The sequence below is a fragment of the Actinoallomurus vinaceus genome (genome assembly GCF_039542055.1).
Lineage (GTDB): Bacteria > Actinomycetota > Actinomycetes > Streptosporangiales > Streptosporangiaceae > Actinoallomurus > Actinoallomurus vinaceus.
In genome coordinates this window covers 24243-48341 of sequence record NZ_BAABHK010000024.1, presented here as the reverse complement: position 1 = coordinate 48341, position 24099 = coordinate 24243, and the positions used below count along the sequence as shown (strand labels likewise).

Genomic DNA, 24099 nt, shown 5'->3' with positions numbered 1-24099 from the left:
GCCGCCGCGCCTGACCCGGCCGACGGCGCCGGTCGCCTCCCGTTGCGTTTCGCTCAGCCGGAGACGGTCTGCTGGTTGACCTCAACATTGATTGAGGTTGCATGCTCCTGGATGTCCGCGTCGGCGGAAGACAGGAGCGAGCGATATGCGAGTGGTTCAGGTGACACGGTTCGGGGGGCCCGAGGTTCTGGTGCCGGGTCAGGCGCCCGATCCGGCGGCCGGGCCGGGCCAGGTCGTGGTCGAGGTGGCGGTCGCGGGCGTGACGTTCGTCGAGACGCAGATCCGGCGTGGGACTGACAGATGGCACGCCAGGCCAGAGCTGCCCTACGTTCCGGGTGGTCTGGTGGCGGGCCGGGTGAGCTCGGTCGGATCCCAGGTGGATCCGGCCTGGTCGGGGCGGAGTGTCATCGCGGGCACGGGAGAGACCGGCGGTTTCGCCGAACGAGCGGTGGCCGCGGTTCAGGATCTGTTTCCGGTTCCGGACGGGCTTGGCCTGCCGGAGGCCACCGCCCTGCACAGCGATGGCAGTACCGCGCAGGGACTGGCCGAGAGGGCCGAGATCCGTCCCGGTGAATGGGTGCTGGTCGAAGCGGCCGCCGGCGGCGTCGGCAGCCTGCTGGTGCAACTGGCCCGTACGACGGGCGCGCGGGTCGTCGGGGCCGCCCGCGGATCGCGCAAGCTCGACCTGATCCGGGATCTGGGCGCCGATGCCGTGGTCGACTACTCCGAACCGGGCTGGACCGAGCGCGTACTCGAGGCGACCGGTGGCACGGGACCGAACGTGGTGTTCGACGGCGTCGGTGGGGAGATCGGGCGGGCGGCGTTCGAGGTGACGGCCCCCGGCGGCCGTTTCTCCGTGCACGGTGCATCCAGCGGGCAGGCCACGGTCATCGATCCCGCGGAGGCACGGCGCAAGAACGTGGAAGTGCTGGGCATCGAGCAGCTCTTCGATTTTGGACCTCATATGGTCCGGTGGGCAGAACGGATGATGTCGCAAGCGGCGGCGGGGCTCATCCGGCCGGTCATCGGGCAGACCTTCCCCCTGGAACGCGCCGCTGACGCACACGCCGCGATCGAAGACCGCACCGCCCTGGGAAAGACCCTGCTGCTGATCTGACGGCGCTAGAAACCCTCGTGCAAGGCGACCGCCTGCTCGTAGTCACCGTCGCGGAACGCCTTGCCCGGGAGTACGAAATGCAGGTAACCGCCGTCGCCGTCCAGGTTGTAGTGCCCGATTGTGATGATGTGGCGGTAGGGCTCGTCGCCCGGCATCTCCTTCAGCACGGCGAAGCTGTTCTCCAGGTGCGGCCAGCCGAACGCCTGGTCGGGCGAGAAGTACACGTCTTCATATTTGTAGAGGCCCTGCTCCTTCTCGCAGAATTCGCTCCAAACGTCACCGAAGCGGTCCGAGACCAGCCAGCCTGGCATCGACCTATAGTGCGTGGAATCCTCGGTCTCCCCGCCGTAATCCAGGGTGTCGAGAATCGGGTCGTAGTCGACGCCGCGTGCCGAGGGAAGCGTCACGACCGGCACCGCGTAGAACGGCTCAGGGTCGCGGATCGACGCCGGGGCGGGCGCCTCCACCTCGGTCGCCCGCGCGGGGTCCGCGGGGATGATCCGGCAGTGTCGCGGATCCTCGAAGTCAAGGAGAGGAGCGTCCTCGTACACGTATCCGCGCTCGCTGTCCGGATCGCAGTAGAAGACGTTGAGGAGGCCGTCGCCGGCGGGTGGGCGCTCGTCGCCGAGCCAGGGGCCGAGGGCGTCGACGTCCAGGACCGCGAACAGGCTCAGCGGAACGCCCTCGTACTCCGGCCACGGCGTTCCGGGGTTCAGCAACGCCCGGCCGCCCCACCGGCTGTGTCCCGCCGCCGCGATGCCGGGCTTCACCGGACGCAGCCCGAACCCCGGCTTGACCAGCGCCGCGACCTGCGTCCCGATGTGCTCGCCCAGGTGCTCGACGCACAGCTCCCGCACCCTCGCGCATGCTTCCTCGTAGCTCACCGAATCCGTCATGATCACGATTATGGTGCCGGTGAGTTCGGGGCGCCGCCGGGCGCTGCCGCGACGAGGCCCGTGATGAGGACGTCCAGAGCGCGCTCGAAGTCCACCTGAGGGTCGGCCGCCGGAAGGGTCGTCAGCAGGCGGCTGAAGTGCGGAAGGCGGGCCGGATCGATCCGCCGGGCGAACAGATCGACCTGCCTGCCACCGGCATCGGCGGGGAAGTCGTCGACCGTGAACCCGGCGGTGGACAGCAGGAGCGACCCGAAGATCACGCTGTTGACGGCGGTGAGCATTCGGCGGGCGTCGTCGTCGGGAAAGCCGGCTTCGAACAGGGCGCCGACCAGGGCGTCGAGCGGCCGCAGCGCCGTCTCGGACGTCGGGTTGGCCTGGTCGGTGGCCAGCGCGAGGGGGACGACGGAGTGGCGGCTGAACGCGCGGTACATGCTCAGCGCGATGGCGCGCACCCGGTCCGGCCACGGGAGGGCGGGGTCGGGGCACTCGATCTCGCCGAACGCCCGCTCGGCGATGCCGTCGAGGATGTCGGCCTTGTTGGAGACGTGGTTGTAGAGCGACATCGCCTCGACGCCCAGGGACTTGGCCAGCTTCCGCATGGACAGCCCGTCCAGGCCCTCCTCGGCGGCCAGGGCCAGGGCGGCGTCCAGGATCTTCTCGCGGTTCAGCGGCTCGCGTCGTGCCATCCGGTTCCTCGGTCCTCCTCGTTCGGCTTGACAGAACTTACACCGTACGTGCTCTACTTACGCCGTAAGCATACGCCGTAAGTAAGGAGCGTTCTCATGACCGATGTCATCGTGGTCGGTGGCGGACCGACGGGCCTGTTGCTCGCCGCGGAACTGAAGCTGGCGGGCGTCGACCCGCTCGTCCTCGAGGCGGCGGACAGCACCGAACGCCGGACCCGCAGCCTCGGACTGCGGTCGATCAACACCCGCAGCGGCCAGACGCTGGCGCTGCGCGGGCTGGCCGAACCGCTGCTCGCGGCCCAATGGGCGATGTTCGACCGGCTGTCGGCCGACAGCCGACCGGACCGCGCCGACCTCGTCGCCCTCCTGGTGAGCGCCGTCCGGCAAGGTCGCACGCGGGGGCACTTCAGCGGCCTGCCGCTGCTGGAGGACGCGACGGGAGACCCGGCCGACTACATCATGCTCCGGCAGCATGTGCTCGAGGAGATCCTCGCCGACCACGCCACCGCGCTCGGCGTACGGATCCAGGCCGGCCGGGAGGTGGTCGACGTCACCGACGACGGCACCGGCGTGCGCGCCGTGCTGGCCGACGGCACGACCCTCAGCGCCGCCTACCTGGTCGGGTGCGACGGCGGCCGCAGCACGGTGCGCAAGCGGTCCGGCATCGCGTTCCCCGGCACGCCTCCGACGATGACCGGGCGCACCGCGGTCGCCGAACTCGCCGACCCCGACGCGGTCACCTCATCCCTCCGGAGCCCCGGCGGGCTCCTCGACCTGTCACTGGTGCCCGGCGAGATCGCCACGATCGAGTTCAACGGCGGCCCCGGCGAGCGGGACACGCCGATGACCGCCGAAGAGATGCAGGCCAGCATCTGCCGGGTGAGCGGCGAAGAGGCGACCGTCACCCGGCTGGAGGCCGGGATCCGGTACAGCGACAACACCCGCCACGCGGAGACCTATCGGCACGGCCGCATCCTGCTCGCCGGAGACGCCGCACACGTCCACTCCCCCATCGGCGGCCAGGGGCTCAACCTCGGCCTGCAGGACGCGGTCAACCTCGGCTGGAAGCTCGCCCTGGTCGTCCGCGGCCACGCGCCGGAACGGCTGCTCGACACCTACACCGCCGAACGGCACCCCGTCGCGGCACGCGTGCTGCGCAACACCCGCGCCCAGGTGGCCCTGATGCGCCCCGGCCCACAGACGGACGCCCTGCGCGAGGTGATCTCCGAGGTGCTGACGATCCCGGACGCCAAGCGACACTTCGTCGCGATGGCCAACGGCCTGGACATCAACTACGCCCCGGAGTCGGCGCATCCCCTGGTCGGCCGGTTCATGCCCGCCTTGGGGTTGGACGACCCGGCCCTCCTGTGTGAGGGCCGGGGAGTGCTGCTCGACCTGGCCGGATCCTCCTGGACGCACTCGGCCGCCGACGGATACGCCGATCGGGTACGGGTGGTCCGCGCACGTGGCGGCTCGTCTCATGACCTGGCCGCGGTGCTCGTACGCCCCGACGGATACGTCGCCTGGGCCTCGTCGCAGGACGACCCGGCCGACCGTACCGGCCTTGCGGGCGCGCTCGCCGGCTGGTTCGGGTCGCCGGCCGCCGTCACGACCACCGCCTGACGACCGACATCTCTCATCACGCCCCGAAGCCCCGGGAGACTCCCGGGGCTTCACCTACGACTACGGCACCGGTACGGCGACGGACAAGGGCAACGTCACCGTACGGCGACATGTCCCGCATCGCCGAGTTGACGTGGCTCAAAGTGCTGATCGACGAACACGCAATCGCAGGTTTGTTGTCATTCCGTCGGAGGCTTGGCCTTCAATGCTTCCTTGCCGCCATCCCGGCACTTGGCCACCCAGCCGTCGCGTACACCATAATTTAAGTTTCATTTAACCAATCGGTTCAGCCAACTCATTGTGAAGTTAGTCACATCGGCTTCTCCTTTCCATCTGATTTCTGGTCTCATTAGGCTCATCAATTGACATCACAGACGACAACGAGTAAGTTGACGACTCCGTAAACGTTCTCCATACCTCCGAACATTGCATGCTGCCCCGCTGATTTGATTGCAGGATACGGCATCTGAGATCCACGGGAGATTCGCATGGAAACGCACCAGACAATCTCTGCCGACGATGGACAGCCCGTGACCGACGGCACGCAGGCCGACGCGGTGTCCGCCGGTCTAGAAGACGTTGACATTCGACGTATCCGACAGATGGTCACTTTCATTCGATCACATACCACCACGGAGATTCTCGCCAAGGTCTTGCCCCGGAAAACTCCTGCGTACGTGGCCGCCGACCTCGCACAGCACTGCCGGTTCGTCCACGGATCCATTATGGTTTTTCCGGTCGGCACGGTCGCTGCCGCCGCCGGCCGTCTGTCGGACATCGGGCTGGATCCTGGGCCACCGAGACCCAGCACCGTCGTACGCAGCAGGGTCGCCCGTCGATACGACCTTTCTGCATCTGATCTACAGATCCAGATCTTGCATGCGGCCCTGCCGAACGTCCCCGGAAACTGCGCCGAAGAGATCGAGATTTTCGTCTGCCCTACCGATCCCGGCGGCCGGCATTCGCAGTTGGTGGACGACGAACGCCGCTCCAACCGCGAAACTCATTTCGCGCTCAAAGTTCTCGTGCCTGAGAATCACTTGCTGAAGCGATTGTGGGGCCTACTCACGGGCCCTGGTCTCATGGCACCCGACGGAGGGGGCTTCAATCCCCATGAAGGCCCGATCGGCTGTACGGTCTTGTACTTCCAGACCAGCGGCCAGCTCCTCCCGCAAGGATGGCCACGCAGGCTGGAGCTGGTCATCGATGGCCACCAGCAGATCCTGGCCATGCATCTGCAGGCCACTCGGGCACAGGGACAAGATGACCTCCGGTCCGGGCCGCCCGCCCTACCGGACACAGAGCTGGAAACTCCGGCAGCCACCGTGCCCAGCCAGGAGGAACCGACACGACGGATGCTGGAACTGCTGACGGGCGCCTGGGTCACCCAGGCCCTTTGTGTGGCCGCAGAGCTCGGAATAGCTGACCATCTCGAGGAGCAGCCCGCGACCAGCGCCGAACTCGCGAGTCTAGTAAATGCCGACGCCGATCTACTGCACCGAGTGTTGCGGTATCTGGCGTCTCTAGGCGTGGTGCGACGCAGCGACCAGCACTGGAGACTGACAGATTTGGGCAGGACACTGCGAACCGGGGCGCTCCGAGACGTTGCACGCCTATATGGCGGTATCTTCTATCACAGCTTCGGCTCTCTATCTCATTCGGTTCGCTCAGGTCAAAATGCTTTTGAGCACGCCTTTGGCCTGCCCCCGTTCGAGTATCTGAACCAGCACCCCGACCAGGCTCGGATCTTCCACGGCGCAATGGCGGCCGGATCATCTTGGTTCGACAGGGTCCCCGAGGTAATCAATTTTAAAGACGTGAATACCGTTGTAGACATCGCCGGCGGGCGTGGCGATCTCCTTCGCCGCATACTGACCGCATCTCCTTCCACCCGCGGAGTCTTGTTCGATCAGCCCGCGGTAATCGATGCAGCCCGAGAGACCTTCAAGAGGGAAGGCCTTCTCGACCGTTGCGAACTCATCGATGGGGACTTCACTGCAGAAGTCCCGCCTGGCGGTGACCTCTACGTGCTGTCCCGGATCCTCCATGACTGGAGTGATGATCAATGCGTCGATATCTTGACCAACTGCAGAGAGGCCATGCCGGAAACAGCAGTGCTGGCCATCATCGAACGCCCCATCCCCACCGACAACAGGCCGTCTCTGGCTATCGCCTGGGACGTGCACATGTCCGTCAACAATATCGGAGGCCGCGAACGCACTGTCGACGAATATCGTGAACTGCTGACTTCTGCCGGGTTCTACCTCATCGACGAGCGCCCGCTCGTCTTGGACATGGCAGTACTGACTGCCGCACCTTATCCAGCGGCCAACTGAAACGTCATTCCAGCCACTGCGAAGTATCGCTCCCGGGACTTCACTCTGGGCGCAGACCGCTGAGGCGTTCGCACAACGACCACACCGCTTCCTGCCCCCACTCGTCCAATGCGCCGGAAGGCCACGGCGCGCGGCGCGTCTTGGCGTCGAAGTACGCACCCGTAACCTCTTCGGCCTCGGGGCTGGACGCCAGATAGACGCTGGACCGCGCAGCCTTGGCCACGTCCGACAGCAGCAGTGGCCCCAGCAGTCTGATCACCGGGACGACGGGCCGGTAGAGGTAGGGGAAGGCACGCATGGGAATGGCCTGGTTGCCTGGCGTGTATGCGTGTCCCGGGTAGGCCACGTTGACGGTCACCCCCTCGCCCTCCAGGCGGGACGCGAACCGATGGCTCATCGCCATCAGCGCCGTCTTGGTGTGGTTGTACTGGGTGAACGTCCAGCCGAGGAACACCTTCTCGCCCTGCAGATTGTCCGGGTCGATCGTCCCGTCCGGCAGGCCGCCGGTCAGGTTGACCGCCCGTGCCCTGCCCGCCGTCCGCAGCAGCGGCAGGAGCAGGCACGTGAGGGCGTACGGGGCGAGGACGTTGACGGCGAACGTGGCCTCGACGCCGTCCCGGGTGAGCCGCCGCTCGACGTTCATGCCACCGGCGTTGTTGACCAGGACGTCGAGGCGGTCGTACCGCTCGGCGACCTGCTCGGCGAGGCGCCGCAGCCCGGCCAGGTCCGAAAGGTCCGTGGGGAGCGCCATGACCTGTCCGGTCGCCTCCCGCGAGAGCTCGTCGGCGGCGCTCCTCGCTCGGTCGGGGTTTCGTCCGACGAGGATCACGTTCGCGCCGAGTCGGGCCAGGCCCCGCGCGGTCTCCTTGCCGATCCCCGCCGTGCCGCCGGTCACCAGGACGGTCTTGCCGTGCATGGGCCCTCTCCTCACATCCGCGATCACGTTGCCGACACCAGAGTACGTCACTCAGTGCCAAAACCTTCTCGTAGTGCCATAACCTATCCTCAGTGCATGACACGTGCGGAGACGACGGGGTTGCGGGAACGGACACGACGCGCGGTACGGGCCGAGCTGGCCGAGCTGGCGCTGGGGCTGTTCGTCGAACGCGGCTATGAGCGGACCACGGTGGAGGACATCGCCGCCGCCGCGGGCCTGTCCAGACGCAGCTTCTTCCGCTACTTCCCGACCAAGGAGGACGTGCTGTTCGGTGACGTCGACGAGCTCGCCGAACAGATCGCCGAGGACATCCGCGCGCGGCCCGGCGACGAGGACGCATGGGCGTGCCTGCACGCCGTACTGCGCGACTGGGAGCCACGCGTCCACGCCGCTCAGCGGGAGCTGACCGGCCTGCGCCTCATCGAGACGACCCCGGCGCTGCGCGCGCGCCTGCACCAGAAACGCGACGAACTACGCGACCGGATCGCCGCCGCGCTGCGAGAACGCCCCGGCGCGCCCCTCGACGCCTTCACCGCGGACCTGCTCACCGCGGCCGCCGGCGCCGCCCTGGACGCGGTCGCCCGCGAGTGGCTGCGCTCAGACGGCACCGCCGACCGCGCCGCCCTCATCGACCAGGCCTTCACTCTCCTGACCCCGCGTCCCTGAGGCGGCGTGTCAGCGCGATGCGGCAGAGCCGGTGTCGCCCGCTGACCCGGACTCGGCGGCGAGGACCTTGGCGCGCACATCCGCCGGGAAGACGCCGTCGAAGGTGGCGGGCGGAACGCGTCCGCTGCCCACCGCCGGGAGCAGGGCGTCGTGCACGACGACGGCTCCCCAGCCGTTGTGCAGTTCCTCCTCGAGGAAGCACGGGTACCACGGCATGATCGGCCCGTGCCACTGCTCCTGGCGGAGCGACGGATGCACCCTGGCGGCCAGCGCCCACAGGAGATCCGAGTCATTCGACGGATCCACGTCGTCGTCGAGGACATAGACGACCGGGGAGAGCCGGCCGACCCGGGTGCCGTTCAGTACCTCACCGATGCGGTGCACGAATCGCGCCGTGTCCATGCCCGGCAGCAGATCGCGCCAGTTCCGCGGGACCGTGATCACCGTCCAGAAGCAGGCGGCGGAGAGCGGTAGCCAGGCGGTCGTGATGGGCAGTCCCGCCTCCTGCAGGACCGTGACGACCTCTGCGGAGATGCCCGCGGCCGGTGCGACGTGCGAATCGTCGACCGGCCGTCCGGCGGCGGCCAGCGGCCAGATGGGGTCGTCTCGGTATGTGATCGCCTCGATGCCGAAGAGCGGCTGAGGCGACGTCTCGGGCAGTGCCCAGCCGTGGAACTCCGCGAACGGGCCCTCGACGGCATCACGCGTCGCGGACAGGTGCCCCTCGATGACGACCTCGGCGGAGGCCGACACTTCCAGATCGTTCGTCGCGCACTTCACCACGTCGACCGGCTTGCCCAGCACCGCTCCGAGATACGCGCCCTCGTCGACCTCGGCCGGGACGGTCATTCCGCCGACGATGGGAACGCCCGGGTCACCTCCCTGGACGAGGGCGTAGGGCATCGGCTCGCCGATGGCCTCCCATTCACTCCAGATCATGCCGAGGTGCTGGCTCGGCAGCACCAGTCCGGTCATGTGCCGATCGTCGATCATCATGATTCGGGAGATGGACCAGTTCGTCCATCGGCCGTCCGGTGTCCTCGCGACGATCACACCCCACGTATTGACGTAGGGACCGCCGTCTCCCTGGTGAACGAACGGGATCGGGAATCGGTCGAGACGAGCTTCCTCCCCCATCAGGATGTTCTGCTTGCAGGGCGCCGAGTCGGCCGCCACACGCCGTGGTGGGAGCAGTTGCCTGGTGCCCGCCTGCCTGAGATGTTCGACCAACTCGGCGGCGGTCGTCGTGTACGGCAGGCCGAGGGAAAGGGAGACCCGCGCCAGCGGATGCCCGGGAACGCTCGACAGGGCGCCCGGGGCTCCGATCATGCGGAACCCCTCGTCGACCCCGCCGAGGTGCTCGAAGAACGGGGCGGGTCGGCCGTTCTCGGTGGACCGTCGTGTGACGGCCGACGCTTCCAGATCCGGATCGATCACGCGCGAGATGCGCTGAATATCTCCCAGCGCTTCGAGCGCGGAGATGTAGGAGCGGAGGTCCTCGATTTCGGGCATCAGTTCCCTACGCCTTTCAATTCGGATGGCCGATGCATTCCGTCCCAGCGCTGCGCCGATGGCACCTGGATGTCCAATTGATCCAGCACTCGGACGACGAAATGCTCGACGAGCTCGTCGATGGTCTTCGGGCGGCTGTAGAAGGCCGGCATCGGCGGAACGATCCTCGCCCCCATACGGGAGAGCGCCAGCATGTTCTCGAGATGGATCTCGCTGAGCGGGGTCTCCCTCGGCACGAGCACCAGGGGACGCCGCTCTTTCAGCGTGACGTCGGCGGCGCGAGGAATGAGGCTGTCGGCGTATCCAACACGGATTCCGGCGAGGGTCTTCATACTGCAGGGTGCGATGATCATTCCGTCCATCCGGAACGACCCTGACGAGATCGCCGCACCCTGGTCATTCTTGGTTCCCATGCCGCGACGGGTGATCTTGGGGATGACCGGGGCGACCGGCGCCGGCCTGATCACCAAGAGCACGGACCCCCAGAACCGCCGCCGGCAACTGGTCGCTCTGACTCCTGCCGGGCACGAACGAGCAGCCCTGGGCCGCGAGCAGGCGCAGGAAGCAAGCCGTTGGATCGAAGAACTGTTCGGACCCGAACGACTCACAACCCTGACTCTGCTACTCAAGGAACTCGGGGACGCGGGCCGCGACCGGTAGGACCCGGCGGTGTCGCGGTTCAGCCGCGGCGCAGAGAGGTCCAAGAGCCGTGCTCGGCGACAGCGAGCAGCGGGGAAAGGCCTGCCTCGTGGAAGGCCAGTTCGAGGTCGTCGCGACCTTCGGAGAAGTGAGCCCAGCCGTCGTAGTGGGCAGGGACGACCACGTCGGCGCCGAGGACGGCCGCGGCGGCCGCAACACGGCGGCCGTCCAGGGACAGCGGGCGTCCGTCGAACTTCGCGGCCACCCGGGCGGCTCCCGCGTGCAGCACGGCGGCGTCGACGGCCGGTACGCGGCGGGAGATCTCGGCCACGGCGCGGATCGAGGCGTTGTCGCCGCTGATGTAGACGGTGGGCAGGTCTTGTCCTGACAGGACGAAACCGATGACCTCGCAGTTGACGTTGCCGTCGGCGTCGCGTTCGCCGTCCTCGGGGCCGTGGACGGCCGGGACCGCGAGCACGGCCAGCTCGCCGCCGTCTGGACGAGACAGGGAGTGGGTGGTCCAGGGGGCCAGGCCGACGGCGGGCGAGCCGAGTTTCTCGGCGGAGCGGGGACCGGTCAGGACCAACGGGGCGGACAGCGCGAAGGCCCGACCGCGGTCGTCGAGGTTGTCCGGGTGGGCCTCGTGGCTGACCAGGACGAGGTCGACGGCACCGACCTGCTCCTCCGTCGCGACCGGTCCGACGGTCTTGGTGAGGTATCCGTGAGGGCCGGGCGGGTCGAACGTGGGGTCGCTGACGATCCGCAGGCCGCCGAGGTCGATGACGACGGTCGGCCCGCCGAGGACGGTCGCGGCGCACTCCTGCCGGGTCAGCGGGTTGGTCGTCATCGCGATCGTGGCTCCTCGGTCGTGCTCCGCACGGGGCGGTCGGACGCCCTCGTGGGTACAGCGTAGTTCGGCAAGATCATCGTCCCCGACCGTCCAACAGGTGGGCCAGCAGCCGATCGAGCGGTTGCGGCACGCGATCGAGATCGAGCTCCGCGACGAGCGGGCCGGAGTAGCGGATCTTGCGGCCGCTGCCTGCTCCCATGAACCGGCGCAGCTGGTCGTGAGTGGTCCGCCCACGCCATGCGGGTTGCTTCTGAAGCGTGCGAAACGAGCCGAGCTCGCCCTCGGCATCGACAACACGCTCAACCGTGGCGGTACCGAGGGCACGGATCAGCTCGTCTTCGAGGTCGGCGACGCACACGAAGAACCCGAGCGCCTCCAGATCGCTTCGGCTGAGACTGGATCCGAGGCCGCCGCGTTCGAGCCCCCTTCGGAAGTCGCCCTCCTCGCCGACGTCGCACAGACCGGCCAGCCGGAGATCGCGACCGAAAGGACCGAACCTGCGGACGTACGCCCCGATGTTCGTGGCACCGCCCATCGCCACCAGGGAGATTCCTTCGGCCGCGAGGTTCCGGCCACGGCGCTCGGCCAGCGCTTCGACGGCCGACTTGTCACTGGCTCCCTCGACCAGAACCACGGTGTGCGCGTCGTTCACGAGCCCAGCCTCGCACCGAACCCGGCAAGGTTCGTCCCCTTTTATCGACGACCGCCGTACCGGCCGGGGCCGGGTGCGCGAGATCGATACGGTCGGCGGCGTGACCGAATCGCCTGCGCCCGCGAAAGCCCGGTACCTCGTCGTTCACGACTATGGAATGGGCGGACTCTGGTGGTGGATCCGGGCCTCCTCGGCGCAGCAGATCGTGGAGACGTTCGCCGAGGTCGAGGTGGTCGCCGACCCGGACGCCGTGTCACGGGCGGAGACGTGGTCCCTCGACGAGGTCGACATCGACGCGCCATCGCTCGATTCGGCGCTCACCGCGCTACGGGACCAGCGAAACGGCTACCGGGACCAGCCCGGTTACGGCGCCCTGGCCGGCCGGGACCGCGTTTACCTCGACATGCCAGATGAAGAGGACAAAGACGCCAGATACCTCGTCGAGTTCGGCCCCGACGGACGCTGGCTCCGCCAGGTCGCCCTCACCGGCGACGCCCCCGGCACCAGGACGGAGTCCGGCGACTGGCCGATCAACCCACCCCTCGACCTCTACGACCCGAAGTACGCCGCCATGGAGATCGACGCCGCCGAGTTCGAAGAAGCGTGGAGCCGGGCGAAACCCGATCCCGACGACCCACTCTGCTGACGAGAGCCCTCATCCCACCTGGGCGAGGGCTCTCATTCCCGTTGGTCAGGCTTGGCGCTTTTCCGCCACGGCCACCTCGACGCAGTTGCCTCCCGTGTCGTTGCTACGACGGGACTTGCGCCATTCCAGGTTGCTCACGTTCTCCAGAGCTCCTCGGCTGTTCGGCGGATCAGGTCTCTCGACATGTCCGCAGGCAGGGCTTCGGTCCGGATCGATTCCCAGGATGTCACCACCGTAGCGAGATCCTCCTGTCGTGTGGAGACCGCTCCGCCGAATGCGTTCTCAGCGTGGGCGACCTCGCTCCCGTCCTCCAGCGTGGCGACCACGAACGGGCCACGAACGCCGCGATGAAAGCGGCTGGGAACGATTTGAACGCCGATGTTCTCGCGGTCGCTGACCTGCAGGAGATGCTGCAACTGCTCGTACATCACGGTCGCGCCTCCGACGTTGCGACGCAGCACGGCCTCGTCGAGTACGCAGTAGAGAGCCGGTGGAGGCGGGCTCTCTCGCGTGAGAATCTGCTGCCGCCTCATGCGCGCCTCCACGGCAGCCTCGTCCCCGCCCAGAAGCGCCCGGGCGTAGTCCGGCGTCTGGAGTAGGCCATAGACCAGCTCGATCTCGAAGGCGCGGAGCTGCGCGGCCTGCTCTTCGGACGGCAGGAAGTCGACGAACCAGGCCGGGTAGGCGGGGGCGCCCTTGCGCCAGTCGAGCGTACGGGACAGCGTGCCTCCGGCGGCCAGCGCTTCATCGGCGTCTTTGGCGAACTCGGGGGTCGCCGGGGCCTGGCCGGTCTCGATGGAGCTGATCAGGGACTCCGAGCAGAAGATCTTCGCCGCCAGCTGGGCCTGGGTGAGGGATGCGGCCTTGCGGTAGTGGCGTAGTTCGCGGCCCCATATGGCTTGTGGGCTGTAGTACTGGTTCATTCGAGTTATCTCCTTTGCCTGAATTCAGGATCGCTTCAGCGCGACCCCAGAGATCACCGCGTCGGCTTCGGATTCCGGAATGGCGACCGGAACGCTTCCATAGCGTAAACGGCTCGCGTCAATCTGGATGGGTAATTTCGTCAACGCGAAAGGGCGATCATGATGGCGGCGAAGGGGCAGGAAGACGTCCACGAGTTGTGCCGGCGTCTCTCCATGGCGTGCGGCGAGGCGGGTCTAACAGCGGAGGAAATAGCCCCGACGCGGATCCGCGTGGGCTTCCCGGGAGCGGGCATGCTCGCGGAGATCATCCGGTGCATGCCGGACGCGTCGGAGCGGCTGCACTGGTGGTGGTCGTGGGGCGATCCCATCTGCCCTGCTGAGGAGATCGAGAAGGCGGTGACGATGATCGTCCACGTCGTCAGGCCGGAGTGAACGATGGCCGACGATGCCGCACCGGACGCCATTACTCGACTGATGCGTTCGGTCGAGGAGTTCTACGCCGCCTTGCGCTCATCGCCGTACGGCGGCGTATCGTACATCGCCGAGTTGGCACGGCTCAATGTACTGATTCAAAAGTATCCCGACGAGGCACGCCGAATGATCGACGGCACGAGCCAGAAAAAGCCGACCCAGTGAATCCGGCGAATCAGACTCCCCGAGGGGTGCCACTGTTTTCAAGTCCGTCTACTCAGGCGAGAATTTTTTCGCCTCAGTAGACGGTCCAGAACGACGGACGGGGTCCGCTAGCGCTGTGCCCATAACCGCAGCACTACGAGTTAAGCACTCAACCGTCAACCCTGATGGTTCTGCACGAGGGGCAGGAAGAGTTCGTCGACGATCGACTGGATGCGCGCGGGCTTCGGGGGTTCGAGGTCCATGAGCAAGTCGTGGCGCACCAGGTCGAACGGCATGTCGAGCACCGCGGCAGGGATGCGCTCCAAGTCGATCTCGCCGCGTTGGTGGGCGCGTTGGTAGATGGTCCGTCCGTGTGGGAGCAGCCGGCCGCCCATGACCTTGTCGCGGGCCTGCGTCGGAGTCAGGCCGGTGTCGGCCAGCAGCCCCGAGAAGGCGGCGGCTGCGGCGATGGCGAAGAAGGGGGCAAGGGCTTCGCTCACGGCCGTCAGTTGGGCGAGCAGGTCGCTGCGCAGGGCGCCGGTGTCGGGGAGTGCGACCGGGTTGGCGTTCCGGTAGTGCTCGATCGCGGCGAGCACGAGCTGGTCCTTGTTGGCCCAACGGCGGTAGAGCACGGCCTCGCTGGTGCGAGCGCGTACGGCGATCGATTCCATCGTCAGGTGGGCGTATCCGACCTCGACCAGCTCGTCCCATCCGGCGGCGAGCAGCGCGGACTCGAGCTGCTTGCCGTGCCGGCGACGGCGGACGGGTTCGGACGCCTCTGTGACCACCACCTCACGATAGAAAGGCTTTCCTTTCTTAGCAAGTGTCCCTACTCTGACTAGAAAGGGATTCCTTTCTTGCACTGGGGATGAGATGACCGAGACGACGAAAGCGACGCTGTCACCGCAGGTGGCGAACGCGCTGACGGTGCTGATCGTCGGCGCCGGCCCGACCGGGCTGACGCTGGCCTGCGAACTCGCTCGCAGCGGCGTCTCCTTCCGCCTGATCGAGGCCGCCCCCGGCCCGCAGCCCGGATCGCGCGGCAAGGGCATCCAGCCGCGCACCCTCGAGGTGTTCGACGATCTCGGCATCGTCGATCGCGTGATCGCCAACGGCCGGATGGCGATGCCGATCCGTTCGACCGCTCCCGATGGCCAGGTGACACTGGGCGGCGCCGAGACGTTCGGGGATCGCCCCGACATCCCGTATCCGGCGAGCCTGATCACGCCCGAATGGCGGATCGAGGAGGCGCTGCGGCTGCGGCTGGCGGAGCTCGGCGGCGCGGTCGAGTTCGGCACTGCGCTCGGCGGCTTCGAGCAGTCGGACGAGGCCGTGTCGGCGGTGGTCGTCAAGGGCGGCGAGGCCGAGGCGGTCACCGCGCGCTGGCTGGTCGGCTGCGACGGCGGCCACAGCATCGTCCGCAAGCAGGCCGGTATCGCTTTCGAAGGCGAGACCCGCGAGGAGGTGCGGATGATCGTCGCCGATGTCGAGGTCGACGGCCTCGATCGCGACGCCTGGCACATGTGGCGACATGAGGAGGGTTTCGTCAGCCTCTGCCCGCTGCCCTCGACCAGCACCTTCCAATACCAGGCCGTTATCGCGCCGGGACAGGATCCCGAGCTCAGCCTCGCGAACATGCGGGCGATCCTCGAGCGGCGGAGCGGCCGCACCGACATCCGCCTCGACGAGCCGGCGTGGTCGTCGCTGTGGCGCGCCAACATCCGCCTCGTCGACCGCTATCGCGAGGGTCGCGTGTTCCTCGCCGGCGACGCGGCGCACATCCACTCGCCCGCCGGCGGCCAGGGGATGAACACCGGCATCCAGGACGCGCACAACCTCGGCTGGAAGCTCGCGGCGGTCGCGAAGGGCGCCTCGCCGGCGCTGCTCGACAGCTACGATGCCGAGCGGCGACCGGTCGGAGCCGGCGTGCTCGCGCTCTCGAACGCGCGTCTCAAGCAGGCGATCGAGCAGAAGACCATCGTCACCCGCCGCGATGCGAGCACGGTGCAGCTCGGCGTGGGCTACCGTGACTCCGCCTTGGCGCGCGACGACCGCGACGAGACCGCCCTGCTCCGCGCCGGCGACCGCGCCCCCGATGCGACCAGGCTGACGACGGTGGAAGGCGAACGCCGACTGTTCGATCTGGCGCGCGGCGGGCGCTTCACGTTGCTGAGCTTCGGGGCCACGCCTGCGGTCGAAGCCTCTCCGTCCGGCCTCAGGACTCTCCATGTCGTCGGACAACCGACCGGCCCCGACGACATCGCCGACACCGAAGGCCATCTTGCCGGCGCCTATGGCGCGGCCGACCGTACCCTCGTGCTGATCCGTCCTGACGGCTATGTCGCGCTGATCTCCGACGCCGGCGACGTCTCGGCGGTATCGCACTATCTCGCCGCGATCGGCTGAGCCGTTGCCCCCGCCCGCGCGATGTGGCAGGCGCGCCGTCGCCGGGCGGGAGGTGCGTGTTCGTCGTCAACCCGCCACAGGACCGGCCGATCGCTTGGCAACACGCTCTAACCCAGGTAAACGGTGCCCTCCTCGACGAAGCAGAGCGGGTTGCCCCACGGGTCCTGGGCATAGAACGAGCGCTCGCCCCACGGGCGTACGGCGATCGCGCCGGCGGGTGCGTCGTGCACCTGCTCGGTCGACAGGCACCCCAGCGTCTCCGCTCGCCCGAAGACGGCCTCCAGGTCGCCGACGGTGAAGTAGAGCGCCTTCGCCGCGGGGTGCGGCGCCTGGTGGGGCACCTCCTGCACGGAGATGGTGACGGGCCCGCACTCGAAGTACGCGCGCGCCCCGGCCTGCCTGCGCCCCTCCATGCCGAACAGCCGGCCGTAGAAGACGAGCGCCTCGTCGAGGTCGCCGACCTCCACGCTGAGTCGGAAGAAACGTGGAACGTCCCCGGATGCTCCGATCGGTGCCATGTCAGTTGCCCTCCTGATGGTCGGGTCGCCGGGAGAAGTGGGCAAGCCACTCGCTCACGAGGTCCAGCCGCTTGCGTTCCAGCCGGTAGATCCGCGAGCGACCCTGACGCTCGCTGCTGACCAGGCCGGCCGCGATCTCACCGGCCGCCATCGACCCGCTGATTATCGCAAGGACCACGACGGCCCCCTGCTGCTAGCGTGTGCTCGTGCCGAAAGCGGACAAGGTGCGCCGTCGCTGAGAGCGACGGCGCAAAACCCCAGTTCTCGCCGTCGCTCCTGACCCCTTGGCCAGGAGCGCCTTCGTGGCGCTCGGATCTCCTGTTTCCGGAGCGCACCCTTGTTCGCCTTGTCTGTTCGTCAACGTCGGCGCGTCCTCGTCGCCGACCTCATCTCCACAGCGGTGTTCCCCCTTGCGATCACCGGTGCGACGGCGGCCGTCCCCGATGTGACCGCGCAGCTGCCCGGTGCGGCCGCCCTGGGTCCGTGGATCGTCCTCGCCTACAACGGGCTCTTCGCCGCAGCTCTCCTGCTGGCGGGTGTGGTGGCGGATCGCACGGCCCGCAGCCTGTTCTTCGCCGTCGGCAACATCGTTGTCGCGGCCACCGGGATCCTGTCCGCCCTCGCCCCGGACCTGTCGTCCCTGGTGGCCCTTCGCGCGGTCGCCGGCATCGGGGCGGCCATGTGCGCCGCCGGTGGATCGTCGATGATCCTGGCCGTGTATCCGCCGGAGGAACGGCGTCGGGTGTACGGCTACGCGGGCGCCGTGCTGGGCGGCAGTCTGGCACTGGGACCCGTCGTCGCCCAGGCCCTCATGGCCATCGGAGGTTGGCCTCTCGTCTTCGTCGCGCCAGGGGTTGTCGCCGCCATCGCGACGTCGGCCACGTTCGGGCTTCCGGGTCTTCGCAGCCCCGAGGTCTCCGATGGGTTCGACCTCCGTGGTGCCGTGCTCTTCGGGGTGACCATCGCCGCCGTGGTGACCGCACTCGGGCTGGGCGTCGGGACGGGCGTCCCGTGGTGGGAGCCGGGCGTGCTCTTCCTCGTCGCGGCAGGCAGCGCCGCCGGGCTCATCCGCGTGGAACGGCGGGTACCTGATCCCGCCATACCCGTCGACCTGCTGCGGATCCCCGCCTACCGCGCGTACGCCTTCTCGACGGGCGCCTTCATGGGGATGCTCGTGGTGGGGTTGACCGTGCTCCCTCAGCTGGGTGCTGTCCAGAGGCTGGGCTCAGGCGAGGCGGCGGTCATGCTCAGCCTGCTGACCGTGCCGTCAGCGGTCCTTCCGCTCGTCGCCGCGCGGCTCGCGCGTCGATGGGCACGGCCGCTGGTGACGACCACTCTGTTCGCCTGCACCGTCACGGTGGTCATTCTGCAGGTGACCGACCATCCTGCCGTCCTTCTCGGTGCGGCCGGGGTCATCGGGCTGTGTCTCGGGCTGACCCAAGGCGTTCCGGACGGGCAGGCGCTCAAATATGTGCCCTCCCAGCGCGGAGGGGCGGGCGCGGCACTGTTCGGCACGACGCGGATGAGCCTGGAGACGTGCATCCTGGCGGCTGCCACGGGGGTGATGGCGGCTCTCGGCCCCTCATCCGGAATGGCGGTCGCCGGCGCCATGTGCCTCACCGCCGCCCTGCTCGTCCACCGAGCCGTCCCCTCCCACGAAGCCTGATCCCGATGGTCAGGCGGCGACGCCCGTCACGGCGAGGGCCGAGCCGGTACGGGCCTTGCGGACGCGGAGCTGGGCGGGGATGCGGGTGCGCAGCTCGGCGACGTGGCTGACGATGCCGACCGCGCGGCCGCCGTCGCGCAGGCCGTCGAGGACGTCCATCACCTCGTCGAGGGTCTCCTCGTCGAGCGTGCCGAACCCCTCGTCGACGAACAGCGTGCCGATCTCCGCGCCGCCCGCCTCGAGGGTCACCACGTCGGCCAGGCCGAGGGCGAGGGAGAGCGAGGCGACGAAGGTCTCCCCGCCGGACAGGGTGGCCGGGTCGCGGCGCTGCCCGGTCCAGGTGTCGATGACGCGCAGGCCGAGACCGCCGGTGCCGTGGCGGCTCTTCTCACCCGCCGCGCGCTCGACGGTGTGCTCGAGGATGTAGCGCGCCGCGGACATGCGGGCGAGCCGTTCGTTGGCGGCGTCCACGACCTGCTCCAGCCGGGCGGCCAGGACGTACGCCGACAGCCGCATCCGCGCGGTGTTCACCGCCGGGTCGCCGGAGGCGACGGCGGCGAGCCGGGCCACGACGTCGTGGTGGTCGGCGACGGGGCGCCAGGCCGCGGCGAGCTCGCGCAGCTCGGCGGCGAGCGCGGTGAGACGGTCGCGGCGGTGCCGGGCGCGGTCGCGCGCCGACGAGACCGCCTGGTGCGCCTGCTCGGCGTCGGCGAGCGCCGACTCGAGGGCGTCGAGGTCGGGCGGCGGCTCGGCGGCGGCCGCCGCGAGCTCGGCGTCGTTCAGCAGCGCGGCGACCCTGGCCTCTTCGTCGTCGTAGGCCTTCGCCTGCCGGGTCAGCTCGTCGCGCATGGCGTCGTCGACGACGGCGGAGCGTACGGCGTCGACCGTGGGGAAGCCCTCGGCCTCGGCGGCGCCGGAGGCCTCCCGCCGCGCCGCGTCGGCATCGTCGGCGGCGGCCTTCAGCTGTTCGATCGCGGAGGCGGTGTCGCGGAGCAGGTCGGCCTCGTCGCCGAGGCGGCGGATGCGGCCCTCGAGGGTCGGATCGTCGCCGCGTGCCTCGTCGAGACCGGTGCGGAGACGGAGCGCCTCGGCGGTCAGGGCGACGCGGCGCGCGCGGTTCTCCGCGAGCGCGGTCACGACCTCGTCCTGCCGGTCCCGCGCCTCCTCGTACTCGGCGTCGACCTGCCGGAGCTCCTCCTCGAGCCCCTCGGCATCGGCCTCGGCGGCCGTGAGCGCGGTCAGCTCCTCCTGCGCGGCGGCGAGAGCGTCGCGCAGGTCGTCGACGGCCTCCTCCCCGGCGTCCCTGGCCGCCGCGCCCTGCTCGGCCCGCAGCTCGGCGAGGCGCGCGGCGATCCGCTCGCGGTCTTCCTGGGCCTTGTCGTACGCGGCCTCGGCGGCCGACTCGGCGTCGCCGTCCGGGATCTCCCCGCCTGCGGTGGCGGGCGCCGGGTGCTCGGTGGAGCCGCAGACCCCGCACGGCGCGCCGGGCCGCAGCTCGCGCGCGAGCCGGGCGGCCATGCCCTCCAGCCTCGCCTGGCGGATCTCCTGGAAGGCGTCGCGGGCCGCCTGGGCGGCGTCGGTCGCGGTGTGGTGCTCCTCGTCCGCCTCCGCGAGCGCACCCGCCAGCGCGTCGCGCCGCAGCGCGGCCTCCAGCCGCCGCCCGGCGGTCTCGACCGCGGCCTCGGCCACCGGCCGGGCGGCGAGCCGGGCACGGGTCTGCTCCAGCCGGGCGGCCAGGCTCTCGCGGTAGCGCGGGGAGTCGGTGAGGAAGAGCGTCAGCTCGGCCTCGCGCGCGTCGAGGTCCCGGCCCTCCGACTCCGCGTCCGTCAGCTCCCGGCCGATCGCGGCCAGCCGGTGCTCGTCGCCGCGCCGCTGCTCGAGGACGGCGACCTCTTCACGCCTGGTCCGCTCCTCCTTGCGCATGACGTCGGCGTCGGCGGTGTCGGAGACCAGCCGGGCGACGACCTCCCGTCGCCGGGCGGCCGCGGCCTCGGCCGCCGTACGGCGGGCGGCGCGGGCCTCGGCGCTGTGCAGCAGTGGCAGTACGCGGCGGGCGCGCTCGGCGGCGCGCAGCGCGTCGGTCACGGCGGCCCTGGCGGCGGCGCCTTCGGCCAGCGCCGCCGCCCGGACGTGGGCGTCGGCGTGGCGCCGCCTCCGGTCGGCGACGGCGCGCCCGTGCTCGGCCGCGGCCCGTGCCGTCGCCAGGACATTCGCCGCGGCGGCCACCCGGTCCTCGGCGGCCGTACGGATGTCGTCCAGGTGGGCCGACAGCTCGACCGCCCACGCCGCGAGGGCGTCGGGGTCCAGGTCGGGACGCTCGGAACCGGCCGCCTCGGCGGCGCGGTCGGCGACGGACCCGGCGGCGGCGCGCAGGACGTCGGCCTCCCGGCCGGTCTCCTGCCGCTTGTCGCGCAGCCACCGCTCGACCTCGGTGAAGGCCTCGGTCGCGAAGAGCCGCTCGAGCACGGCGCGCCGTTTCTCGGCGTCGGCGCGCAGGAACGCCGCGAAGTCGCCCTGCGGCAGCAGCACCACCTGACAGAACTGCTCCGCCGACATGCCGAGCAGATCACCGATCTTCTGCCCCGCCTCCTCGAACCGGGTCGACAGGGCATCCCACTCGCCGCCGCGCCACTCCTGGAGCAGGACCTTGGCCTTCTCCTCCGTCGTGCCCGTGCCGCGCAGCTTCGGCCGGTCCCAGCGCGGCGACCGGGCGATGCGGAACCGCCGCCCGCGGATCGTCACCTCCAGGACGACCTCCGGCGAGCGATCGGGCGGCGCGTGGTGGCTGCGGAGGTTCTTCGCGTCGTTGCGGACGTTCGGCACCCGGCCGTACAGCGCGAAGCAGACGGCGTCGAGCACGCTGGTCTTCCCGGCGCCGGTGGGACCGTTGATGAGGAACAGGCCGGCGTCGGACAGCGCGTCGAAGTCGATCCGCTCGGTGCCGGGGAACGGCCCGAAGGCCGTGATCGTGAGGCGGTGAAGTCTCACCGGGCCGCCTCCGCGCGCCGGTGATGCTCGAAGGCCTCGACCAGCAGCGCGCGCTCGGCCTCGGCCGGCGGCGCGCCGCGCACCTCCGCGACGAAGTCGCAGGCGATCTCGGTGTCGGAGCGGCCCTTGACGCGCTCCGCCCAGGTCCGCTCGCCGGTGTCCGTCGTCTCCTCCGGCTCGAAGGCCAGGGCGAGGACGTGCGGGAAGCGGTGCCGCAGGCGGTCCATCGCGCTCGTGGGGCGCTCGGCGTCGGTGAGCGTCACCTGCAGCCAGTGATCCTCGTACGCGGCCCACCGCTCGTTGGTGAGCAGGTCGTCGATGCGGCCCCCGATACGCTTGATCCGGCGGGGCACCGGCGCCTCGACGAACTCGGCGTGGACGGTCTCGCCGAGGTCGACCAGCCAGCTGCCCTTGACGTGCCCGTCTTCGGAGAAGGAGTAGGCCAGCGGGGAGCCGGCGTAGCGCACCGTCTCCGACAGCGGCTGTGCGCGGTGCAGGTGGCCGAGGGCGGCGTAGTCGACGCCGTCGAACAGGCTCATCGGCACGCTCGTGACCCCGCCGATCGCGATGTCGCGCTCGCTGTCGCTCGCCTCTCCCCCGGTGACGAAGGCGTGCGCGAGCACCACCGACCGGCCGTCGCGCTCCGCCAGGTCGGCGCGGATCCGGCGCATCGCCTCGGTCAGCGCGGCGCCGTGACCGCGCTCGGGCAGCTCCCACCGGCCGCGGACCACCTCGGGCTCGAGGTAGGGGATGCCGTAGATCGCGGTGCCGTCGTCGAGGAGCACCGGCCGGCCGACCGCCTCCGGGTCGGTGCGCAGGTGCACGCCGGCGGCGTCCATCAGGTCGGCCCCGAAGCCCAGCCGCCGCGCGGAGTCGTGGTTGCCGCTGATCACGACGACGCGGACCTTCTCGGCCGTCAGCCGCCGCAGCGCCTCGTTGCACAGCGCGACCGCGTCGACGGGCGGCAGCGCCCGGTCGTACAGGTCGCCGGAGACCAGCACGCAGTCGACCCGCTCGGAGCGGACCGTCTCGACGAGGTGGTCGACGAACGCCGCCTGCGCGCCGAGCATGTCCTCGCGGTGGAAGAACCGGCCGAGGTGCCAGTCGGAGGTGTGCAGGAGCCGGGGCATGCTCGGCAAGCTAACAGGCCCCACCGACAACACCGACCGCACACGCCGTATGACGCCACTTTGGTGACACACGCCCGTTATGCGGTGATACGCACGTGTCTGACCGACCCGCGCGACGGCGACCGGCCGCACCGATCCGCACGACGCGGGAGCGAGCGGGCCTGGCACGACGGCTGCTCGTCTGGGACCTGCGCCACCGGCGCTGACCGCACATGGACAGGCCCCCGGCGAACGCTCTCGCCAGGGGCCTGAGGCTCCCGCCTGGGGACCGCCGCTTCGCCCAAAATTCGGAGAAGCGGTGGTCGGCCGGCGTTACGCCGCCTTGCTCATGTCGGACCTGGTGAGCAACTGCGCTCGCTCCTCCGGAGTGGCGAGCCTCTCCCACTGCTCCAGGCTCTCCACGAGTCGATGGGGCGGGACGGCGCGGCGGTTGACGAAGCGGTGTACAACTCGACGGAACTTAGGCATGACGATATCCACTGACAGATGACGGTTGGTGGAAGCGAGGTACCTCTATTGTCGCACGTCACACCTGCTTTACCGGTCACTGAAGTGGCGTGTCGGCGAGGTGCTCCATTGCGCCTTCCGCTTCGTCTTCGGCTGCGGGTCAGCGCGGCGTCGGGGTGACCAGGCCGGTCTCGTAGGCGACCATCACGAGCTGGGCGCGGTCGCGGGCGGCGAGCTTGGCGAGCAGGTTCCCGATGTGCGTCTTCACCGTCGCCGGGCTGAGGTGCAGATGCTCGGCGATCTCGCCGTTGGACAGACCGCGCGCGATCAGCACGAGCACCTCGCGCTCCCGGCCGGTCAGGCCCTCCACCTCGCGGGCGGGCTGCCGGGCGGGCAGCGGCCGCCGGGCGAACTCCGCGATGAGCCGCCGCGTCACGGCGGGCGCCAGCAGCGCATCGCCGGAGGCGATGACCCGGATCCCCGCGAGCAGGTCGGCGGGAGGGGTGTTCTTCAGCAGGAAGCCGCTGGCCCCCGCGCGCAGCGCGGAGTGCACGTACTCGTCCAGGTCGAACGTCGTGAGGATGAGCACCCGCACCCCGGGCGGCCCGTCCGGACCGCAGATGCGCCGGGTCGCCTCGATGCCGTCCATCTCCGGCATGCGGACGTCCATCAGCACGACGTCCGGCCGCTCGCGGAAGGCGAACTCGACGGCCTCCGCGCCGGTTCCCGCCTCCCCGACCGCCGTCAGGTCCGCGGCGGTGTCGACGAGAACGCGGAAGCTGCCGCGCAGCAGGGCCTGGTCGTCGGCGACCAGAACGCGGACGGGGTCGGTCACGGATCCTCCGG

The 24099-nt window shown here is 69.6% G+C and carries 26 protein-coding genes; 10 read left to right on the top strand and 16 right to left on the bottom strand.

Features of this window, described 5'->3' with window-relative positions:
* Positions 1 to 145: 145 nt before the first annotated feature.
* A complete protein-coding gene (locus tag ABEA24_RS48170) occupies positions 146 to 1117 on the top strand; it encodes a zinc-binding dehydrogenase (protein WP_345442267.1) in 972 nt (323 codons plus the stop codon).
* Positions 1118 to 1122: 5 nt separating this feature from the next.
* Here the strand turns inward: ABEA24_RS48170 and ABEA24_RS48165 are convergent, their stop codons facing one another.
* Both ABEA24_RS48165 and ABEA24_RS48160 read right to left on the bottom strand, forming a co-directional pair.
* Positions 1123 to 2013 (bottom strand): DUF1963 domain-containing protein, encoded by an 891-nt coding sequence (locus ABEA24_RS48165; protein ID WP_345442264.1) that lies wholly within the window; start codon positions 2011 to 2013, stop codon positions 1123 to 1125.
* An 8-nt stretch (positions 2014 to 2021) separates the two neighbouring features.
* Complete coding sequence (locus ABEA24_RS48160; RefSeq protein WP_345442261.1) at positions 2022 to 2699, bottom strand: TetR/AcrR family transcriptional regulator C-terminal domain-containing protein; 678 nt, start codon at positions 2697 to 2699, stop codon at positions 2022 to 2024.
* Positions 2700 to 2795: 96 nt separating this feature from the next.
* Between ABEA24_RS48160 and ABEA24_RS48155 the strand changes: the two genes are divergently transcribed.
* Positions 2796 to 4322 (top strand): FAD-dependent monooxygenase, encoded by a 1527-nt coding sequence (locus tag ABEA24_RS48155; protein WP_345442259.1) that lies wholly within the window; start codon positions 2796 to 2798, stop codon positions 4320 to 4322.
* A gap of 488 nt (positions 4323 to 4810) precedes the next feature.
* Positions 4811 to 6658 (top strand): methyltransferase, encoded by a 1848-nt coding sequence (locus tag ABEA24_RS48150; protein WP_345442256.1) that lies wholly within the window; start codon positions 4811 to 4813, stop codon positions 6656 to 6658.
* A 40-nt stretch (positions 6659 to 6698) separates the two neighbouring features.
* Here ABEA24_RS48150 and ABEA24_RS48145 read toward each other — a convergent pair whose 3' ends face one another.
* On the bottom strand, positions 6699 to 7574 hold the full coding sequence (locus ABEA24_RS48145) for an SDR family NAD(P)-dependent oxidoreductase (protein ID WP_345442253.1): 876 nt from the start codon (positions 7572 to 7574) through the stop codon (positions 6699 to 6701).
* 96 nt (positions 7575 to 7670) lie between these two features.
* On the opposite strand from ABEA24_RS48145, the gene ABEA24_RS48140 reads away from it, so the two are divergent.
* A complete protein-coding gene (locus tag ABEA24_RS48140) occupies positions 7671 to 8261 on the top strand; it encodes a TetR family transcriptional regulator (protein WP_345442250.1) in 591 nt (196 codons plus the stop codon).
* A gap of 9 nt (positions 8262 to 8270) precedes the next feature.
* Here the strand turns inward: ABEA24_RS48140 and ABEA24_RS48135 are convergent, their stop codons facing one another.
* Positions 8271 to 9773, bottom strand: coding sequence for a UbiD family decarboxylase (locus tag ABEA24_RS48135; RefSeq protein WP_345442247.1), 1503 nt, complete (start codon positions 9771 to 9773; stop codon positions 8271 to 8273).
* Positions 9773 to 10126, bottom strand: coding sequence for a UbiX family flavin prenyltransferase (locus ABEA24_RS48130; protein ID WP_345442455.1), 354 nt, complete (start codon positions 10124 to 10126; stop codon positions 9773 to 9775). Before ABEA24_RS48130 ends, ABEA24_RS48135 begins: the two co-directional genes overlap by 1 nt.
* On the opposite strand from ABEA24_RS48130, the gene ABEA24_RS48125 reads away from it, so the two are divergent.
* Complete coding sequence (locus ABEA24_RS48125) at positions 10119 to 10433, top strand: MarR family winged helix-turn-helix transcriptional regulator (RefSeq protein WP_345442457.1); 315 nt, start codon at positions 10119 to 10121, stop codon at positions 10431 to 10433. The genes ABEA24_RS48130 and ABEA24_RS48125 overlap by 8 nt on opposite strands.
* A gap of 19 nt (positions 10434 to 10452) precedes the next feature.
* Here ABEA24_RS48125 and ABEA24_RS48120 read toward each other — a convergent pair whose 3' ends face one another.
* Positions 10453 to 11259, bottom strand: coding sequence for an MBL fold metallo-hydrolase (locus ABEA24_RS48120; RefSeq protein WP_345442244.1), 807 nt, complete (start codon positions 11257 to 11259; stop codon positions 10453 to 10455).
* Between the two features lie 76 nt (positions 11260 to 11335).
* Positions 11336 to 11914 (bottom strand): TOPRIM nucleotidyl transferase/hydrolase domain-containing protein, encoded by a 579-nt coding sequence (locus tag ABEA24_RS48115; RefSeq protein WP_345442241.1) that lies wholly within the window; start codon positions 11912 to 11914, stop codon positions 11336 to 11338.
* A 100-nt stretch (positions 11915 to 12014) separates the two neighbouring features.
* On the opposite strand from ABEA24_RS48115, the gene ABEA24_RS48110 reads away from it, so the two are divergent.
* The gene (locus tag ABEA24_RS48110) at positions 12015 to 12560 is read left to right on the top strand and encodes a hypothetical protein (RefSeq protein WP_345442238.1); all 546 of its coding nucleotides are present in this window, start codon (positions 12015 to 12017) and stop codon (positions 12558 to 12560) included.
* 45 nt (positions 12561 to 12605) lie between these two features.
* Here the strand turns inward: ABEA24_RS48110 and ABEA24_RS48105 are convergent, their stop codons facing one another.
* Positions 12606 to 12698 carry a DUF397 domain-containing protein gene (locus ABEA24_RS48105; RefSeq protein ID WP_345442235.1) on the bottom strand — a complete coding sequence of 31 codons (93 nt, stop codon included), beginning with the start codon at positions 12696 to 12698 and terminating at the stop codon, positions 12606 to 12608.
* Entirely contained in the window at positions 12695 to 13483 is a 789-nt protein-coding gene (locus tag ABEA24_RS48100) for a helix-turn-helix domain-containing protein (RefSeq protein WP_345442232.1), read from the bottom strand. The genes ABEA24_RS48105 and ABEA24_RS48100 overlap by 4 nt, the downstream gene beginning before the upstream one ends.
* 291 nt (positions 13484 to 13774) lie before the next feature.
* On the opposite strand from ABEA24_RS48100, the gene ABEA24_RS48095 reads away from it, so the two are divergent.
* Positions 13775 to 13915, top strand: coding sequence for a hypothetical protein (locus tag ABEA24_RS48095; RefSeq protein WP_345442229.1), 141 nt, complete (start codon positions 13775 to 13777; stop codon positions 13913 to 13915).
* A 3-nt stretch (positions 13916 to 13918) separates the two neighbouring features.
* Positions 13919 to 14119, top strand: a complete 201-nt coding sequence (locus ABEA24_RS48090) for a hypothetical protein (protein WP_345442226.1) — start codon at positions 13919 to 13921, stop codon at positions 14117 to 14119.
* Between the two features lie 155 nt (positions 14120 to 14274).
* Here ABEA24_RS48090 and ABEA24_RS48085 read toward each other — a convergent pair whose 3' ends face one another.
* On the bottom strand, positions 14275 to 14886 hold the full coding sequence (locus tag ABEA24_RS48085; protein ID WP_345442223.1) for a TetR/AcrR family transcriptional regulator: 612 nt from the start codon (positions 14884 to 14886) through the stop codon (positions 14275 to 14277).
* 85 nt (positions 14887 to 14971) lie between these two features.
* Here ABEA24_RS48085 and ABEA24_RS48080 point away from each other — a divergent pair, with 85 nt between their 5' ends.
* On the top strand, positions 14972 to 16504 hold the full coding sequence (locus ABEA24_RS48080; protein ID WP_345442220.1) for an FAD-dependent oxidoreductase: 1533 nt from the start codon (positions 14972 to 14974) through the stop codon (positions 16502 to 16504).
* 107 nt (positions 16505 to 16611) lie between these two features.
* Here ABEA24_RS48080 and ABEA24_RS48075 read toward each other — a convergent pair whose 3' ends face one another.
* Positions 16612 to 17022: a VOC family protein gene (locus ABEA24_RS48075; RefSeq protein WP_345442217.1), complete on the bottom strand. Its 411-nt coding sequence runs from the start codon at positions 17020 to 17022 to the stop codon at positions 16612 to 16614.
* Between the two features lies 1 nt (position 17023).
* Positions 17024 to 17200, bottom strand: coding sequence for a hypothetical protein (locus ABEA24_RS48070; RefSeq protein WP_345442214.1), 177 nt, complete (start codon positions 17198 to 17200; stop codon positions 17024 to 17026).
* A 168-nt stretch (positions 17201 to 17368) separates the two neighbouring features.
* Between ABEA24_RS48070 and ABEA24_RS48065 the strand changes: the two genes are divergently transcribed.
* Entirely contained in the window at positions 17369 to 18688 is a 1320-nt protein-coding gene (locus ABEA24_RS48065) for an MFS transporter (protein ID WP_345442211.1), read from the top strand.
* Between the two features lie 9 nt (positions 18689 to 18697).
* On the opposite strand, the gene ABEA24_RS48060 is transcribed toward ABEA24_RS48065, so the two are convergent.
* The 4 genes from ABEA24_RS48060 to ABEA24_RS48045 form a co-directional block, all read right to left on the bottom strand.
* Positions 18698 to 21676: an AAA family ATPase gene (locus ABEA24_RS48060; protein WP_345442208.1), complete on the bottom strand. Its 2979-nt coding sequence runs from the start codon at positions 21674 to 21676 to the stop codon at positions 18698 to 18700.
* Positions 21673 to 22806 (bottom strand): exonuclease SbcCD subunit D, encoded by a 1134-nt coding sequence (locus ABEA24_RS48055; RefSeq protein WP_345442205.1) that lies wholly within the window; start codon positions 22804 to 22806, stop codon positions 21673 to 21675. Before ABEA24_RS48055 ends, ABEA24_RS48060 begins: the two co-directional genes overlap by 4 nt.
* A 312-nt stretch (positions 22807 to 23118) precedes the next feature.
* On the bottom strand, positions 23119 to 23274 hold the full coding sequence (locus tag ABEA24_RS48050) for a hypothetical protein (RefSeq protein ID WP_345442203.1): 156 nt from the start codon (positions 23272 to 23274) through the stop codon (positions 23119 to 23121).
* Positions 23275 to 23413: 139 nt separating this feature from the next.
* Positions 23414 to 24088, bottom strand: coding sequence for a response regulator (locus ABEA24_RS48045; protein WP_345442200.1), 675 nt, complete (start codon positions 24086 to 24088; stop codon positions 23414 to 23416).
* Positions 24089 to 24099 lie beyond the last annotated feature (11 nt).